This is a genomic window from Micromonospora sp. IBHARD003 (assembly GCF_056106285.1).
Map to the genome: position 1 here is coordinate 4,988,439 of NZ_JBWBBX010000001.1, position 17,237 is coordinate 5,005,675.

Annotated in this window: 11 protein-coding genes; 4 read left to right on the forward strand and 7 right to left on the reverse strand. The window is 71.2% G+C overall.

Annotated elements, in window-relative coordinates:
- Window positions 1-88 precede the first annotated feature (88 nt).
- From ACTWOL_RS22220 to ACTWOL_RS22230, 3 genes are all read right to left on the reverse strand, one after another.
- The gene (locus ACTWOL_RS22220; RefSeq protein ID WP_474298508.1) at window positions 89-2,356 is read right to left on the reverse strand and encodes a hypothetical protein; all 2,268 of its coding nucleotides are present in this window, start codon (window positions 2,354-2,356) and stop codon (window positions 89-91) included.
- On the reverse strand, window positions 2,353-3,201 hold the full coding sequence (locus tag ACTWOL_RS22225) for a hypothetical protein (RefSeq protein WP_474298509.1): 849 nt from the start codon (window positions 3,199-3,201) through the stop codon (window positions 2,353-2,355). Before ACTWOL_RS22225 ends, ACTWOL_RS22220 begins: the two co-directional genes overlap by 4 nt.
- Before the next feature lie 179 nt (window positions 3,202-3,380).
- Window positions 3,381-4,097, reverse strand: a complete 717-nt coding sequence (locus tag ACTWOL_RS22230; RefSeq protein ID WP_474298510.1) for a Crp/Fnr family transcriptional regulator — start codon at window positions 4,095-4,097, stop codon at window positions 3,381-3,383.
- Window positions 4,098-4,491: 394 nt separating this feature from the next.
- Here ACTWOL_RS22230 and rpsL point away from each other — a divergent pair, with 394 nt between their 5' ends.
- The 4 genes from rpsL (at window position 4,492) to tuf (ending at window position 8,847) form a co-directional block, all read left to right on the forward strand.
- Complete coding sequence (gene rpsL, locus ACTWOL_RS22235) at window positions 4,492-4,863, forward strand: 30S ribosomal protein S12 (RefSeq protein ID WP_003948652.1); 372 nt, start codon at window positions 4,492-4,494, stop codon at window positions 4,861-4,863.
- 2 nt (window positions 4,864-4,865) lie between these two features.
- Entirely contained in the window at window positions 4,866-5,336 is a 471-nt protein-coding gene (rpsG, locus tag ACTWOL_RS22240; RefSeq protein WP_006347241.1) for a 30S ribosomal protein S7, read from the forward strand.
- Between the two features lie 38 nt (window positions 5,337-5,374).
- Entirely contained in the window at window positions 5,375-7,501 is a 2,127-nt protein-coding gene (fusA, locus tag ACTWOL_RS22245) for an elongation factor G (protein ID WP_474298511.1), read from the forward strand.
- 152 nt (window positions 7,502-7,653) lie between these two features.
- Window positions 7,654-8,847 (forward strand): elongation factor Tu, encoded by a 1,194-nt coding sequence (gene tuf, locus ACTWOL_RS22250; RefSeq protein ID WP_474298512.1) that lies wholly within the window; start codon window positions 7,654-7,656, stop codon window positions 8,845-8,847.
- A gap of 144 nt (window positions 8,848-8,991) precedes the next feature.
- On the opposite strand, the gene ACTWOL_RS22255 is transcribed toward tuf, so the two are convergent.
- From ACTWOL_RS22255 to ACTWOL_RS22270, 4 genes are all read right to left on the reverse strand, one after another.
- Complete coding sequence (locus ACTWOL_RS22255; RefSeq protein WP_474298513.1) at window positions 8,992-11,166, reverse strand: PIG-L family deacetylase; 2,175 nt, start codon at window positions 11,164-11,166, stop codon at window positions 8,992-8,994.
- A gap of 284 nt (window positions 11,167-11,450) precedes the next feature.
- On the reverse strand, window positions 11,451-14,288 hold the full coding sequence (locus ACTWOL_RS22260) for an RNA repair domain-containing protein (RefSeq protein ID WP_474298514.1): 2,838 nt from the start codon (window positions 14,286-14,288) through the stop codon (window positions 11,451-11,453).
- Window positions 14,289-15,986: an RNA ligase family protein gene (locus ACTWOL_RS22265; RefSeq protein ID WP_474298515.1), complete on the reverse strand. Its 1,698-nt coding sequence runs from the start codon at window positions 15,984-15,986 to the stop codon at window positions 14,289-14,291. It lies immediately after the preceding gene.
- 191 nt (window positions 15,987-16,177) lie between these two features.
- Window positions 16,178-17,074, reverse strand: a complete 897-nt coding sequence (locus ACTWOL_RS22270) for an RpnC/YadD family protein (protein WP_474298516.1) — start codon at window positions 17,072-17,074, stop codon at window positions 16,178-16,180.
- Between the last annotated feature and the right edge of the window lie 163 nt (window positions 17,075-17,237).

Genomic DNA, 17,237 nt, shown 5'->3' on the forward strand with positions numbered 1-17,237 from the left:
GGTGTTGTTCGCGTGTACGGCCGGATGCCGGACTCAGGAAGCCGGGTTGCGGGCTCCGGGCGCCGGACTCCGGGCTGTTGCCGGTGGATCAGCGGGATTCGACGACGGCCAGCAGACGGCGGGCCGCGGGCGGCGGGGTGCGGTCCGGGTGGTCGCCGGGGATGGTGCGCAGCAGATGGGCGAGCCGCTGCCGGTCGGTGTCCTTGCCGATGAGCGCGGGCAGCAGCGCGCCGAGGATCTGTTCGGCCGTGGCGTCCCGGTCGGCGATGACCACCCAGGAACGCAGGGCGTTCAGGGCCGCGGTGGTGTGCAAACGGTCGCGGAGCGCGGCGGTCCACAGCTCGGCGATCGCCCAGGCGTCCGCGCTGCCCGCGGCGGTCGCGGCCGCGTACCAGTCGAGGAGCGGCGGGCGGCCCTGCCCCGGCTCGCCGTCCGGGGTGCGCGCGCAGGCGTACACGAACGCGCGCAGGGCCAGGTCCTGCACGGCGGCCTCGTCCTGCAGCCAGTTCAGCATCCGGTCCAGTACCTGACCGCCGACGGGGGAGAGCAGCAGCAGGGCCGCCGATGAGGCGAGTTCGGTGACTTCTTCGGCGAGCCCCGCCGCATCGCCCCCGCGGCCGTCACCCGCCTCGAAGTGGGTGCGTGCGGCCGAACGCAAAGCCTTCAGGGCCTCCTCCGGACCGGCGGGGCCGATCAGGGCGTAGGCGCGGATGGCGGTCCAGCGTTCCCTGCGGTCCTCTCCCTCGCACCAGTTGTGCAGGATGCGGGGGATGTTGGGGGTGCCGAGGAAGTGGGCGAGTGCGAGGGCGTTGACGGCGACCAGCCGGTGGCGGAAGCGGCGCGAGGTCGCCCAGCCGCCGATCACCAGGGCCATGGCCGACGGCAGATCGGTGGCGGCGAGCACGGCGGCGGTGGCCGCGGCGCGGGTGCGCACCAGCGGGCGGCCGTCGTCGGCGAGGCCGCGCAGCCAGGCGACGAGCGCGGGGCGGGCCGAAGGATGGCCGTTCCACACCTCGCGCAGCAGCACCAGTGCCGCACGGCTGTCCAGGAACCTGGCCTTGAGCTGGGCGACCGGACCCCATTCGGTGGGCTCGCTCTCCTCGTACCGTTCGGCGCGTGCGTGGTGCAGCCGCCAGGTGGCGGCACTGCCGAAGACGGGGACCAGGGGAGGGGCCGAGGGGTCCTCGGTCTTCTGCAGCAGCGCGTAGAGCAGATCGCTCAGCTCGGCGGTCAGCGCGTAAGGCGCCTCGTTGAACGCGGCGAGGGAGATCAGGAACGCCTTGTCGCGCAGCGGGAGCGCCGGGTCGCCGAACCATTCCTCGACCTGGCTCTCCAGCGCCGCGAGCGAGAAGTGCGCGATGTCGCGCTCGGTGGCCAGTCCGTCGGCGTGCCGGGCGAGCAGCCGGGCGAAGGCAGCGGCTTCCCGCAGCTGGTGGCTGCGCTCGAGGAAGTCCTGGACCGCGGGCAGCGCCAGCAGCCCGGCCGCTTCCGGATGGCTCCGCAGATGGGTGTCGAGGACCTCGCGTGCGGACGGGGGCCGCCAGTGCACGACGGGCACGTCCTCCAGCACGGCCGCCGGGTCGACGGTGATGACGAGGTGGGCGTCCTGCTCCGTGAGCTTCTCGCGCAGGGCGAGCAGATGCGGGTCGCGCAGCGGCTGCTCGCGGCGCAGCGCGAAGTCACAGAGCAGATAGCCGCGGGCTCCGTCGCCCGCCGGGGCGCTCCGGGCGGCTCGGTCGCTCCGGCCGGTCCGGTCGTGCCTGCCGTCGTGGCCGTCGAGCTGCTGGACCAGCTGGTTCGGCGTGGTGTCGCCGTCGAGGGCCCGTACCGGCGCGGCGCCCAGGCGGTGCAGCAGCATCAGGGCTGCCGTGCGGCGGCCGGTGAAGTGGGGGCCGGAGAGGACCAGCACCCGCTCGGTGCGGAGCCGCTCGACCAGCTCGTCGAACGCGGCCGGATCCCCGCCGGGCACGAACAGCGAAGCGATGCGCTCCAGGCTCTCCTGCGGAATGAGCCCCGAGGTGGGGGCCGCGCTGGGCACCCCCAGCTGGTAGACCTCGGTCTTGCTGCCCATGATCACGTCACCGGTGACAGAGCCGCCGCTCACGCCGTGCTGGTCGCCGCCGGCCATTCCGCCGCCGAACCGGGCGGAGGCGCCGAGCATGATCCCGGGACTGTGGTCGTACAGCTCCTGTCGCGCGCTCCAGGCGTCCTGCGCCTGCTCGGGCGCCTCCTCGTCGCCGGCGCCTTCCCTGCCCTGCTCGGGCGCGGGCGCGGGGGTCTCCTCGGGGGGTTCGGCGGTGGGCGGTGCCTCCCGCACGCCCGCCACGGCGTCGGGCTGGGGCTCGTACGGACTCATGGCCGCTCACCGTCCGTCCCGCCGAGCACGACGTCGCCGCTGACCTGGCCGCCGCTCACACCGTGCTGGTCCCCGGCGACCAGGCTGCCGCCGAAGGAAGGGCTGCCGCCGTGGAAGTGGATCGCGACCCCGCCGGCCCGGGGGGTGGCGTCGCGGGTCTCACCGCGAGGCGCCGGCTCGGGGTTCGTGGGGGTGCGGGTGGGCGCGGGTCCCGAGCTCGTCGGCGTCCGGCCGGACGCGGTGGTGCCGCCGGGCGCACCCCGATCGGCCCCCGCCGGGACGGACCCGTGCAGCCATGCCCCGATCGGGCCGTTCTTGCTGTCCACCGTGATGGGGTGGAAGTCCTCGGGGGCGATCCCCGGGTGGCCGTGCCGGACGATGCCCTGGTGGACGCCCTCCGACACGCACAGCACGACATCGCCCTCGCGCTGCTTCAGAGCGTCCCGCAGCACCTGTGCGTCGAGGAGACGGCAGGCCTGGTTGAGGTCGGAGCCGACCCAGCCGCCCTGCTCGTCCACCGCCACGTACCCGGTCGCGAGGACCGCGCGCAGCCGGATCTGGGCGCTGCTCGACGCCATGCGGTTGACTCCGCGCAGCTGGACCGGGGTCTCCGAGAGCAGGGCGCGCAGCAGCGCGGCCACGGACGCGTTGGCGTCGATGAGCTCCATGACCGAGTCGCCGCGGTCGGCGCGGCGGCGCCGGGTCTCGTCGATGCCCGCGGCCGTCAGGGTGCGGTCGGCGATGTCGTACAGCATGCGCCGCAGATACGTCTGCTCGATGTCGTCGCGGTCGCTGTACCGCTCGATGTCGAACAGCAGGATGGTGCGGCTCACGGGATCGGTCATGGCTGCCTCTCGGTGCGTCTGCCGGGTGTGCAGCAGCCTGGTGCCGCACGCCCCTGGCCCGTGAGGTCGTATGACGCACTCGAAGTGTGACCGTGTGCACAGAGAGTGGGGCACGGAGTCCGTTGCGACGGCCGTACACGGCGTGGTCACAGGGGCGCCCGGTGTGCCGGGCGGGACCGTCAGCGCTCCGCGCGCGGCAGCTCCGCCCCCGCCATGCGCCGCAGGACGTCGGGCCGCAGGATCACCAGCGTCCTGCGGCCCGTGGCGACCGCGGCCCGGTCCCGCAGCTCCTTCAGCAGCCGCTGCACCATCTCCCGGGAGGCCCCCACCGACCCGGCGAGCTCCTGCTTGCTGAGCGGCACGGTCAGCTCGATGCCCTCGTCCGTACGCCGCCCGTGCATCCGCGCCAGGTCCAGCAGCAGCACCGCGAACCGTTCCCGCACGCTCATCGAGGCGAACTCGAGCCGGCGCCGGTCGGCGGCCCGCATCCGGTCGGTGGTCAGAGCGAGCAGCTGTAAGGACGCCCGGGGGTAGCGGGCCAGGTAGCCCTGGAAGCGGTCGTGCTCCACGGCGACGGCCCGGACGTTCTCCAGCGCGCTGACGGTGGCGGACCGGGGCCGCCCGGTGAGCGCGGACGACTCGCCCACGATGTCGCCGGGGCCGCGCAGGGCGAGCAGGGCCTCGTAGCCGTTCGCCGCGCTCGCGATGACCTTCACCCAGCCGTCGAGGATCAGCAGCACATGGGCTGAGGGCTCGGCCTGGTGGAGCAGCGGACTGCGCGGGACGAAGTGCAGGACCGTCCCCAGTTCCAGCAGGGCGGTACGTTCGTCCCGCTCCAGCCTGGCCAGAAAAGGCACCCGGTCGTCGAGCCCGCCGTCCGCCACGAGCCCGTTCAACCTGCCCACCCCGTCGTACACAGCCGCCGCCCGTCTCCCGTCAGCCGGGATAGATGCCTGCACCAAATTAGTGAAGAGGCGTCAGCCGAATCCGCCGAACGCAGGACTTTTGCCCGGTCCGGGGGATGTGTGCGAGGAACTTGTCCGGAGTGTCGCGGCGGACTCCATTTGTTTTGACCGAACTCGGTGCGGTAGGTACGCTCAGACCTTGTGCCTGGGGTGTGCCTGGGCTCATGTGCGTGTCCTCAACCGCACAGCGAGCCACGACCGGCCACCGTAATCCGAGCTTTTCCCGCCGTGTGCGGGAGTCTGCAGGGTTCGACACACCCGACCGCGTGGGTCGGCGACGTTCCAGGTTAGCTTTACTACACGGCACACAGAAACCGGAGAAGTAGTGCCTACGATCCAGCAGCTGGTCCGCAAGGGCCGGCAGGACAAGGTCGAGAAGAACAAGACGCCCGCACTCGAGGGTTCCCCTCAGCGTCGGGGCGTCTGCACGCGTGTGTTCACGACCACCCCGAAGAAGCCGAACTCGGCCCTCCGTAAGGTCGCGCGTGTGCGTCTGACCTCGGGCATCGAGGTCACGGCCTACATTCCGGGTGAGGGACACAACCTGCAGGAGCACTCCATCGTGCTCGTGCGTGGTGGCCGTGTGAAGGACCTGCCGGGTGTTCGCTACAAGATCATCCGCGGTTCCCTGGACACCCAGGGCGTCAAGAACCGCAAGCAGGCCCGCAGCCGCTACGGCGCCAAGAAGGAGAAGTAAGAATGCCTCGTAAGGGCCCCGCCCCGAAGCGCCCGGTCATCATCGACCCGGTTTACGGTTCTCCTCTGGTGACCTCGCTGATCAACAAGATCCTGCTCAACGGCAAGCGTTCCACCGCTGAGCGCATCGTCTACGGCGCCATGGAAGGCCTCCGCGAGAAGACCGGCGCCGACCCGGTCATCACGCTGAAGCGCGCCCTCGAGAACGTCAAGCCGTCTCTCGAGGTCAAGTCCCGCCGTGTCGGTGGCGCCACCTACCAGGTTCCGATCGAGGTCAAGCCCGGTCGTGCCTCCACCCTCGCGCTGCGCTGGGTCGTGGGTTACTCCCGCGCCCGCCGCGAGAAGACCATGACCGAGCGCCTCATGAACGAGCTGCTGGACGCCTCGAACGGCCTCGGCGCATCGGTCAAGAAGCGCGAGGACACGCACAAGATGGCCGAGTCCAACAAGGCCTTCGCGCACTACCGCTGGTAGTCGCACCCACATCGAGACCGAGAGAAGACTGAAGCCTTATGGCTACCACTTCGCTTGACCTGGCCAAGGTCCGCAACATCGGGATCATGGCCCACATCGACGCGGGCAAGACGACCACCACCGAGCGGATCCTGTTCTACACCGGTGTTTCCTACAAGATCGGTGAAGTCCACGACGGCGCTGCCACGATGGACTGGATGGAGCAGGAGCAGGAGCGCGGCATCACGATCACGTCTGCCGCGACGACCTGCCACTGGCCGCTGGAAGACGTTGACCACACCATCAACATCATCGACACCCCGGGCCACGTCGACTTCACGGTCGAGGTGGAGCGTTCGCTCCGCGTGCTCGACGGTGCGGTGACGGTGTTCGACGGCGTCGCCGGTGTTGAGCCGCAGTCCGAGACCGTGTGGCGTCAGGCGGACCGCTACGGCGTTCCGCGTATCTGTTTCGTCAACAAGCTGGACCGCACGGGTGCCGAGTTCCACCGCTGCGTGGACATGATCAGCGACCGCCTCGGTGCGACGCCGATCGTCATGCAGCTCCCGATCGGTGCCGAGGCGGACTTCAAGGGCGTCATCGACCTCGTTCGTATGAAGGCCCTGGTCTGGTCCGCCGAGGCGGCCAAGGGCGAGATGTACGACGTCGTCGACATCCCGGCCACGCACACCGAGGCCGCCGACGAGTGGCGCGGCAAGCTGCTCGAGGCCGTCGCCGAGAACGACGAAGAGGTCATGGAGCTGTACCTCGAGGGCCAGGAGCCCTCCGAGGAGCAGCTGTACGCCGCGATCCGTCGTATCACCATCGCGTCCGGCAAGTCCAAGGACATCACGGTCACCCCGGTGTTCTGTGGCACCGCGTTCAAGAACAAGGGCGTCCAGCCCCTGCTCGACGCGGTCGTGCGCTACCTCCCGTCCCCCGTGGACATCGAGGCGATCGAGGGCCACGACGTCAAGGACGCGGACCTCGTCGTCAAGCGCAAGCCGTCCGACGACGAGCCGCTGTCGGCGCTGGCGTTCAAGATCATGAGCGACCCGCACCTCGGCAAGCTCACCTTCGTGCGCATCTACTCCGGCCGTCTGGAGTCCGGCACCGCGGTGCTGAACTCCGTGAAGGGCCGCAAGGAGCGCATCGGCAAGATCTACCGTATGCACGCCAACAAGCGTGAGGAGATCGAGTCGGTGGGCGCAGGCGACATCGTCGCCGTCATGGGCCTGAAGCAGACCACCACCGGTGAGACGCTCGCGGACGAGAAGAACCCGGTCATCCTGGAGTCCATGGACTTCCCGGCGCCGGTCATCGAGGTCGCGATCGAGCCCAAGTCCAAGGGTGACCAGGAGAAGCTGGGTGTCGCCATCCAGCGTCTCGCGGAGGAGGACCCCTCCTTCCAGGTGCACACCAACGAGGAGACCGGCCAGACCGTCATCGGCGGTATGGGCGAGCTTCACCTCGAGGTGCTCGTCGACCGCATGAAGCGTGAGTTCAAGGTCGAGGCCAACGTCGGCAAGCCGCAGGTCGCGTACCGTGAGACCATCCGCAAGGCGGTCGAGCGCGTGGACTACACCCACAAGAAGCAGACCGGTGGTACCGGTCAGTTCGCCAAGGTGCAGATCGCGGTCGAGCCGATCGAGGGCGGCGACGCCGCTTACGAGTTCGTGAACAAGGTCACCGGTGGCCGCATCCCGAAGGAATACATTCCTTCCGTGGACGCGGGCTGCCAGGAGGCGATGTCCTTCGGCATCCTCGCCGGCTACGAGATGACGGGCGTCCGCGTCACGCTTCTCGACGGTGCCTACCACGAGGTCGACTCCTCCGAGCTCGCCTTCAAGATCGCCGGCTCGCAGGCCTTCAAGGAGGCCGCGCGCAAGGCGTCCCCGGTTCTCCTCGAGCCGATGATGGCCGTTGAGGTCACCTCGCCCGAGGACTACATGGGCGACGTCATCGGTGACATCAACTCCCGCCGTGGCCAGATTCAGGCCATGGAGGAGCGTGCCGGTGCCCGTGTCGTCAAGGGCCTGGTGCCGCTGTCGGAGATGTTCGGCTACGTCGGCGACCTCCGCAGCAAGACCTCGGGTCGCGCAAGCTACTCGATGCAGTTCGACTCCTACGCCGAGGTTCCGCGGAACGTCGCCGAGGAGATCATCGCGAAGGCCAAGGGCGAGTAACTCACCCGAGTTCACGCCGTAGGCTTGACGCCGTGACCGTCGGGGCGTTTCCCGTGAACCCGCGAGGTTCGCCCCGGCGGACGGCAATACCAGCAAAGATCACCTGGCGCCGATGAGTAAGGCGTACAGAACCACTCCACAGGAGGACCCCAGTGGCGAAGGCGAAGTTCGAGCGGACTAAGCCGCACGTCAACATCGGCACCATCGGTCACATTGACCACGGTAAGACGACCCTCACGGCCGCCATTACCAAGGTGCTGCACGACGCGTACCCGGACCTGAACGAGGCCTCGGCCTTCGACCAGATCGACAAGGCTCCTGAGGAGCGCCAGCGCGGTATCACCATCTCCATCGCGCACGTCGAGTACCAGACCGAGTCGCGTCACTACGCCCACGTCGACTGCCCCGGTCACGCGGACTACATCAAGAACATGATCACCGGTGCTGCCCAGATGGACGGCGCCATCCTCGTGGTCGCCGCCACCGACGGCCCGATGCCGCAGACCAAGGAGCACGTGCTCCTGGCCCGCCAGGTCGGCGTTCCGTACATCGTCGTCGCCCTGAACAAGGCCGACATGGTGGACGACGAGGAGATCCTGGAGCTCGTCGAGCTCGAGGTCCGTGAGCTGCTCTCCGAGTACGAGTTCCCGGGCGACGACCTGCCGGTCGTGCGCGTCTCGGCGCTGAAGGCGCTCGAGGGCGACAAGGAGTGGGGCGAGAAGCTCCTCGGCCTGATGAAGGCCGTCGACGAGTCGATCCCGCAGCCCGAGCGTGACATCGACAAGCCGTTCCTGATGCCGATCGAGGACGTCTTCACGATCACCGGTCGTGGCACCGTCGTCACCGGTCGTATCGAGCGTGGTCAGCTCAAGGTCAACGAGACCGTCGACATCATCGGCATCAAGACCGAGAAGACCACCACCACGGTCACCGGTATCGAGATGTTCCGCAAGCTGCTCGACGAGGGCCAGGCCGGTGAGAACGTCGGTCTGCTGCTCCGCGGCATCAAGCGCGAGGACGTCGAGCGCGGCCAGGTCATCATCAAGCCGGGCTCGGTCACCCCGCACACCGAGTTCGAGGCGCAGGCGTACATCCTGTCCAAGGACGAGGGTGGCCGTCACACGCCGTTCTTCAACAACTACCGCCCGCAGTTCTACTTCCGTACCACGGACGTGACCGGCGTCGTGACCCTCCCCGAGGGCACCGAGATGGTCATGCCGGGCGACAACACCACCATGTCGGTCTCGCTGATCCAGCCGGTCGCCATGGAGGAGGGCCTGAAGTTCGCCATCCGTGAGGGTGGCCGGACCGTCGGCGCCGGCCAGGTCACCAAGATCGTCAAGTAAGTTCCTTGACGGCCTGATGATCTGACCTGGTTGCTCCTTACGAGCACCAGCAAGAGGCCCCGCACCGGAAGGTGCGGGGCCTCTTCGTGTGTACGGGGCGCGCGGGCGTGTCCTTCACCGGGACCGTGTCACCGGACCGGGGGATCAGCCTGGCGTGCCGCCCTCCGCGTACCACAGCCACGGGTGGGCGTCCGGACCCATGCCGATCGCCGTGGCGCCGGACCGGCCCAGATGGAGGGTTGCGGGCCCGAGCGGCAGTGCGCCCTGGGGGCGGGTCAGAAGCTTTCCGCCGTGCTGCAGTTGGATCATGCCGCGCAGGTCCTGCCCGAGCAGCACCGTGCCGTTCGGCGATCCGGCCGCGCCGATCGTGCCGTAGCCGTTGAGACGTTCGGTCCGCGTTCGGGCGGGGGAGCCGCCCGAACGCGCGGCGATCAGGGCCGCCGACGCCTGCTTGCGGTAGTAGACCTCGACCCCGCCGTCGTCCGTCGCCAGTGCGGTGAGCGGACCGCCTGGCGCGGGGAGCCCGCTGCCCTGGTCCGGCTTGAAGGTGATCTCCTCACCGAGGACGTCCTGTGCCCAGTGGTGCACGGTGTCACGCCCCGCGGCGAAGACGTGGATCCGGCCGGCGCCGTCCAGGACCGCGGACAGACCGTCCTGGACCTCGGCGCCGCCGAGGTCGCGCCAGCGGTCCCAGCTTCCGTCCGTCGACCGGACCCGCATGCTGATGCCCTTGTCGGCGTTGCGCACGAAGAGATGGACCCGTCCGTCGGGGGACGTCACCGGCACGGGAACACCGATCCGGCGGCCGCGGTCGTCGCGCCGCTCCGGATTGCCGAGTCCCTTCCAGGCGAGGAACTCACCGTCGGCGGAACGCTGTTCGAGCAGCACCACCTCACGCCGGTTGGTGCCGCCGTGTCCGCCGAGGGCGGCGAAGCGCAGGGCGAACAGCAGCCGGCGGCCGTCCGGGAGGGCCGTGGAACCGAGTGTCGGCGCGAGGGGCCCTCCGCCCAGGTCCTGGGGGGCGCCCCACTGCCCGCTGCCGGGTCCCGTCTCGCGCCAGCGTACGGCCCGCAGTCCGAGCACGCCGTAGGCGGCCAGCCGTCCGTCCCCCTCGGTGACGACGACCGGTCCGGTGTCCGGGAAGCGGTGGTGGGTCGAGCGGACCCAGCCCTTCGCGTTGGTCAACGGACGCTTGCCGCCGACGTTGTAGTCGCCGCAACCCGAGGGATTGCCACAGTCCCAGCCCGGGTCGCCGCCGTACGGGACGAGCAGGGCGGCCTTCTTGTGGAGGAGCTGCGGCGGGAGGTTCTTCGGCCAGTGGCGGTTGTAGTAGCCGCGGAAGGCGGTGGCGACGAAGCCGGGCACCTCGCCGCCGTCCTTCGTCGCCTCGGCGACCCAGCGCAGCATCGCCGCCCAGCTGAAGGAGGCGACGGCCGTGTGGTCGGGATGGTCCGAGTAGCCGCGCTGCTCGCTGTCCTTCTTGCGGGTGGCTTCGTCGCTGTGCTGGATGTCCGGGTCCGGGTCCAGGGTGTGGACCACGGTGGGGCGGTACCGCTCCATGAGCCCGACGAGTACGTCGATCAGCCCGTCGTAGTCGTACGACACGGCCCTGCGCAGCGGTGAGTCCGCAGCGATCACCGAGTGCAGGTTCAGCGCCCGGTCGTTCCAGAGGCTGGTGAGGGCCTGCCACCGCCGGGACGTGTGCATCGGGAGATTGAGGAAGATCAGCTCGACCCGGCGGTTGCCGTGGGTGAGCGTGTTGATCTCGGCGCGGCGGTCCCCGCGGAGCGTGGCCACCCCGCGCCGCCAGCCGGCGAACTTGTCGAGGCCGAGGAGGGTGGCGTACGCCTGCCGCAGGCCCTGGTGGCGGGCGGAGGAGTAGGCGGGCTGGTCGGCGGGGACCTTCGGCTTCCCGGGTATGTGGTTCTTGCCGTCGTGCTCACCCGCGGTGACGTAGACGCAGACCAGGGGCACCCCCGAATCCACCATCCGCTGGGTGTCCGGGTTCATGAAGTACAGGTCGTCGTCCGGGTGGGCCAGGATCTGCATCACCTGTGCGCGGCGCGTCATGGCGATCGGCATACCGGGTGCGGGATCCGCGGTGGGGGTCGGGCGGCGCGGTGCCGGTACGGAGCAGGCGGAGAGCGCGGTGGTGCCGGCGAGCGCGGTGAGTGCGGCGACGACCGAGCGTCGGCGAGGACGGCGGTGGAGGCTGCCCGCGGTGCGGGCGTCGCCCTGACCGGGTCCCCCCTCGCCGTCGTCGAATATGCGGGCGGGGGCTTGTGTTGTGGGCGTTCTTCGCGCAGCGCTGTCGTTCACTTGGCCGTGCTCCGTCCGCTTCCCCCGCAGCGGGCAGGCCTGGCCCCCGTCTGCGTACTGTGGTCTCACTCCCCAGGCACGGACGGCCGGACCGGTCGAAGTCCGCCTCCGCACTGCTGCGACCCGAAGGGCGTGCCCGGGAACTCGCGGCTCCCGCACACCATCCGGTCACAGCACTAGACGGATTTTCCCAGTGCGGGGTTGCCCCGGTGCCAGGGGGTGTCGGGTGGCTGCTCGTCAGGACGGGGGCGGACGGGTGCGGACGGGGCGCGCGAGCGGCGCGGTCAGCGCAGCGTCGGCACCTCGCCCGGTCCCGCCCAGGTGAGCTCGGTGCCGGGCAGACCGCGCAGCCAGCGGCCGGCGATCGCGTCGAGGCGATCGCGGTCCGGTGGGCCTGCGCCCAGGCCGATGGCGTACCGGGTGACGGCCGGGCCGGATACGAAGGGACGCGGCCAGGCATGTGCGTCGGTCGCGCCCGCCGCCTCCAACTCCCTGAGGAGGGCGCGGATACGGCCACGGACACGGCCCTCGGCCACACCCGTGGGCAGGGTCACCATGGCCCAGGCCGCATGGCGGCGGTGCAGCGGGGGTGCGGCCGTCAGCTCGGGCCAGGGGTCCGTGCCCGACTCCGCTGCGGCGTCCAGGAGTTCCCAGGCACGGTAGAGCTCCTGCGCCACCAGCTCCCAACCGCCCGTGCCGACCTGGTCGGTGCAGGAGCGCACCGGCTCGGTCGGGGTCATGACCGGCTCTCCCCAGTCCCGCGCGGCCCAGGTGGCGAAGAAGTGCCGCAGCAGCTCGAGGGCGGGGAGGTCCCCGGCCTCACGGGCGGTACGCGCCGCGAGCAGCGACCAGGCGAGCCCGGGCAGTCCGCCGAACGGGGCCGAATCCAGGCCCCTGGCCCTGGCCCAGGCCTTCACCTCCCGGGCGAGACGGGCGAACGCCGCACGGTGCGCGCCGGCCAGGTCGAGCACCGCGTCCGCGTCACCGACCGCACTGAGGGCGACCGCGGCGGACTCGCCGAGCTCCGCGCGGCGTGCGACGGCCTGCGCGGGCGGGAGCGTTCCCGTCGCGACGACGACCAGATCCACTGCGAGGCCGTCGGCATCCAGCCGAAGGCCCGGCACCCTCGCGCCGGTCACCTCGCGTACGCCGGTGGCGTCCGGCAGTGCCGCCGTGACCCGGGCCCGGACCTCCGCGATGTCCGGGCCGCCCGGGAGCACGGCCACCAGATCCAGATCCGCACCGGGAAGCGCGCAGCCCATGCGCCGTGAACCGACCACGTACACGACCCCGTCGGCCAGGGCCTCCGACAGACGCTGCGCGGTCCGCCGGGCGTGGGGCCCGCCGGGGTCCCCGGTCCCGGGGCCGGGGACGGAGAGGGCGTCGTGATCGGTGACGGACAGCGGGCCGGGGCCGGACGGCGGAGCGGCGCCGGACTCCGGCACCCACCGCACCTCGCCGGTCCCCAGCGCGACGGTCGCCCGTACCCCCATCGGCTCGTCACCCCGGCGGGACAGCAGCACCAGCTCGCCCACCCGGGCGTTCAGCGGACCGCCCAGCCGGGCGGCGCACTCCACGGCCAGCACATGGGGATCCCTGGTGCGGCCCAGGCTGAGATGCGGGGTGAAGCCGCTGCGGTGGCCCCGGCAGCGGGGGAAACGCTGCTCCAGCGCCCGTCGCAGTCGCGCCCACGGCTCCTCGTCAGCCGCGGCCGGGTCGAGCCATACGGTCGCGCCGTCCCGGTGGCCGAAGCTGTGCACACCCTCCAGCCTGGCCTCGAACGGCGGGACGCCCGCGAGGGCCGCCGAAAGCAGGGGAGCGGCGGCTTCGAAGTCGGACTCCGGCACGAAGCCGAACAGCAGATTCACATGCGGCGGCCAGCGCCTGACCTGCGGGTCGTGGTCCCGGCGGATGTCCTGGACCGGGCCCCACAGCTCCCGCGGGGGGAGCCACGCCACCGCCGTACGCGGCGTCGGCCGCGCATCGAGCACTCCCGGCGCCGCCGCACCGGGGGAAGCCGGGCCGTCGAGGCTCAGATCGGCCTCGACCCCATAGTGGTCGGACGGGTACAGCCCTTCCGATGTCGGGGTCCCGCCCAGCAGCGCCGCCCCGTCCACCCGCAGCCCCTCGGCGCGCAGCAGCACCCGGTCCAGCCGGGACGCCCGCCCGCTCAGCGAGGAGACCGCGGCCAGCGGATTGACCCCGGGGTCGAACGTGGGCGTCCGGTCGTCGGGCCCGTGCACCTCGCTCCACGCGTCCCGCATACCGAGGGTCGTCTCCGGCAGGTCGCCGCCCTCGTTGAAGTCGCCGAGCAGCACCACATCGCCCGCCACTCCCGCGAGTCCCTCCGCGAGCTCGACGAGCTCGGACTCCCGGCGCTGCGCGCCGCCCGCCGAGTGATCGCTGCTCAGATGGGTCACGGCCACGACCAGCGGGCCCGAGGCGGTGTCCACGACCACGGCCGCGACGGCCTTGTGCGGGCCGAGGACATGCGCCCCCGCCTCCCGCACCGGCAGCCGGCTGAGCAGCAGCAGTCCGCAGTCGTCGACGTCCCTGCCGCCCGGGTCGGTGCCGATCGTGTACGCGTCGCGCACCCACGGCGCGTCCAGCAGCATGGTCAGCAGCTCCGGCTCGACCTCCTGGAGCGCGATGACGTCGGCGTCCGCGTCGCACAGGGCGTCCAGCAGCAGGGGCCGGCGCCGGGCGGTCTCGATGCGCTCGCTGTCGTAGCGGTCCCACAGGGTGTTCCAGGTCAGCACGCGCAGCGCGGAGCCGGCCGGTGCGCCCAGCGGAGCCATGGCCGGGGCCCAGCCGTGCGCCTCGTCCCAGGCGTACGGCTTGCGTGCCGCGAAGAACGGAGCGCGCAGCCGCCGGGGGTCGTGCACCCGGCCGGCGTCCGTGGCGTCGATCAGGTCGGCACCGGCCGACCGGTCCCAGACCACTTCGCCGTCCGCCTCGAAGAACAGCACCCGGTGCCAGGGGATCTCGCCGCCGGGCACGAAGTCGTCGAGGGGCACCCGCTTCGGCGCGGCGCCACGCTGGTGGATCCCCATCACGAAACGGGCCGGATCGAAGCGCGGATCCCAGCGGACCCGGTGGTAGATCTCCTCGCTGGTACGCATCTACGCTTCCTCCTCCACGGCGCCGCCCGCACCGACGTACCAGGTGCGATGGGCCTGCCCCGGGTACGGCGGGACGAACCGGCGCAGCTGTGCGGTGAGCACCGCTTCCGGCACCGGATGGGGCCGGGCGCCGTTGCGCCGTGTCATCTCGTCCTCGTCCACCAGCACCACCGCGTGGGTGACCAGCGCGTCGCGGCGGCGGGCGACCGCGTGCACCAGGGAGCGCTGGTGCGGGTTGAGCGACGTGGCGTCCCACACCACGGTGCCACCCGAGGCCAGGGCGGTGTCGAGCCGGGCCAGCGAAGCCCGCAGCACCTCACCGTTGGCGCGCTGGTCCCAGAGCGCGCCGCGGGCCTCGCGCAGCTCGTCGAGGCTCACATACGTGTCGACTCCGGTGAGACCGCGGGCGAAGCTGCTCTTGCCGCTGCCCGACGGGCCCACCATCTGGATCAGCCGGGGGAAGTCGCCCGGGCGCCAGCGCCAGGTGGCGGCGACGGCCTCGTCGGCGGTCCGGATCCGGCCCTCGGCGTACGCCTCGCGTGCCTCGGCACGGCAGCGGTCGGCGGCGTGGGCGTCCAGATCGGCGAAGGCTTCCCGCAGTGACACGAATGCATCGGGGGTCGCGGCCTCCTCCGCGTACAGCGCGGACCACTCCACCTGTTCGCGGGCCTCGGCGTCCGGGGCGACGGCGGCGGCGACCGAGTGCAGCACGCCGAGGTCGACGGCGTACGACATCCGGATGAGCCCGGACCTGCGGTCCTCGTCGGGGTACGGGCGGTGCAGCCGGGGGTGCAGCCCGACCAGGTCGGCGACGCGGCGTGCGAGTGGAAGCCCGAGCGGTGCCGCGAGCCGACCGGCGAGCGAGCCCCGGCGATCGCGGTGCAGCAGCGCGGCGAGGACGCCCGCGAGCCGGGCGTCCCCCGTCAGCCCGAGTGTGTCGAGCCGCTCGGCGGCCTCGGCCGCGGGGCAGGGAGAACCTTGGGCCAGGCCCACCGCGGTCAGCAGTGCGCCGGCGTCGGGCGCCGCGCCCGACCGGACCGCCCACAGAGCGGCGGCAGGACCGAGGCCGTTCTCCACGACTCGCGCGTGCATCCAGTGCTTGTCGGTCCGGACGTGCCCGGTCCGCACCCACTTGGCGACCCGCTGCCCGAACTCCTCCGGGGCGAAGCCCTCCACCGTCCGGACGACGTAGCCCTCCTGGCGGTCGGTGTCCAGCCTGAGCGCGCGCAGCGTCCGCTCCGCGCTCCGGTCGAGGACGCCACGCCACAGCACCGGCGGCACGGGAATGCCGAGCGGGCGCAGGAACTCCACGGTCCGGTCCCAGTCCAGGCACCGGCCCCCGGCATCCCAGACCGAGAATCCGTAGAACCAGCTCTCCAGGTCCTCGTACGCGAGCGAGTGCCGGGCGAACATGTTCTCCCCGCACACCCGCCACCCGGCCGGGATCCGCTCGCAGATCCGCCCCTGCAGACCCTTCACCCACGCGCGTGACGGGTGGTGTGCCGAGTCGGGAGACCGTGCGTGCAGCCCGTCCGCGTACAACGTCGTGTTCTCACCGTCGAGCTTCTCGGTGACGACGACCTCCCGGCCGCGCAGCTCCGCCAGGTCCGCGATCCGTACGTCGTCCGAGGACGCTCCGGGCGACCACGGCAGATGCGGCGTCCGCGGATAGTGCGTGCGCGGATGCTGCGTGCGCATGGTGATCGGCCCCCCGGTGACGATGACGTGCCCGGTCACTGTAGGAGTGCGCGCGGGGAGCGATCGAGCGAATATCGCCGGGCGAGGACATGGCGGGTGGTGCGGCGGTCGGGCTTGACCCGCGCCGCGGCGCGAAGCGCCCCGGGCTCCTGGTGAAGGAACCCGGGGCGTGGGGCGGCAGGCGGCCCGGGCTACTCGTCGACGAAGATCTCCTCGGCGGAGGAGGCAGTGACGGCCCGGACGAGCCAGGTGCGCAGGGTCTCGGCGTCCTCGCACATGGTGATGCGCGCACGTGTTGCGTGAGAAATGTCCATGCCACGCCGCTCCAGGACGACGAGGACGTCCTCGGCAGCTCGCCTGGCCTGGCCCTCCGCACGTCCCTGAGCCCGGCCTTCGTCCCGGAGCTCTTCGGAGAGAGCCGACTTGTAGAAAGACAGGTCCACGGCCACCAGCTTCCTCCACTGTTCTGCGGCTGGGTGCTTGCCCATGCCTTGGGCGATGAGTTCGACGATGGGGTAGGCGACGTCCAGCGGTGTGTCCCGCAGCACGGTTGATACGGCCTTCAGTATGGCCCCGATGTCCGGGTCCTCGCGGTGCGTGATCGCGGCCAGAGTCGCGAGTAAGAGGTCCTTGCGGGTCTCGGCCGGGTCGGTGATCACCGGAAGGTTGTGCGGACCCGCCACGAGGGGGCGCAGGATGAGCGCCGGCCACTTGCGGGGGCCGATGTTGAACGGCCGGGTGGCCCACTCCGCGGTGGCGCGGTCCTGGCAGACGACCAGGAGCAGGGGCGGCATCCGGTACTTCGTGTACAGGTACGACAGGTAGTACGCCCAGCTGGCGGGCTTGTCCGGGTCCTTCTTGCCCTGGGCCTCCACGGCGAGCAGAAAGGACTCGCCGTTCCGTGCGTTGAACCGCAGCAGTGTGTCGAGCCGGCGTTCGAGCGGGCGGGTCTCGGTGAGGTCCGTGGGCAGGACGGTGACCGAGGAGGGGCGGGGGAGGTCGACGCCCAGCACCCTGGAGACACCGGACAAGAGATCCGGGTACTCCTGGAAGATGCGGTGCATCGCCTCGTGGGGCGAGCTGACCATGCGGGTCCTTGTGTTCGTGAAGCAGCACAGGAGACTTGTCTCTGGCACATGCCAGGATGTGTCTCGCGGCAACGCTGACACGTGATCCGCGCGGAATTCCGGTGAGTTGGCTGCAGCTCACCCGCACGAGTGAGGCGCGAGCAGGGGATCGAGTCGCCGCGAG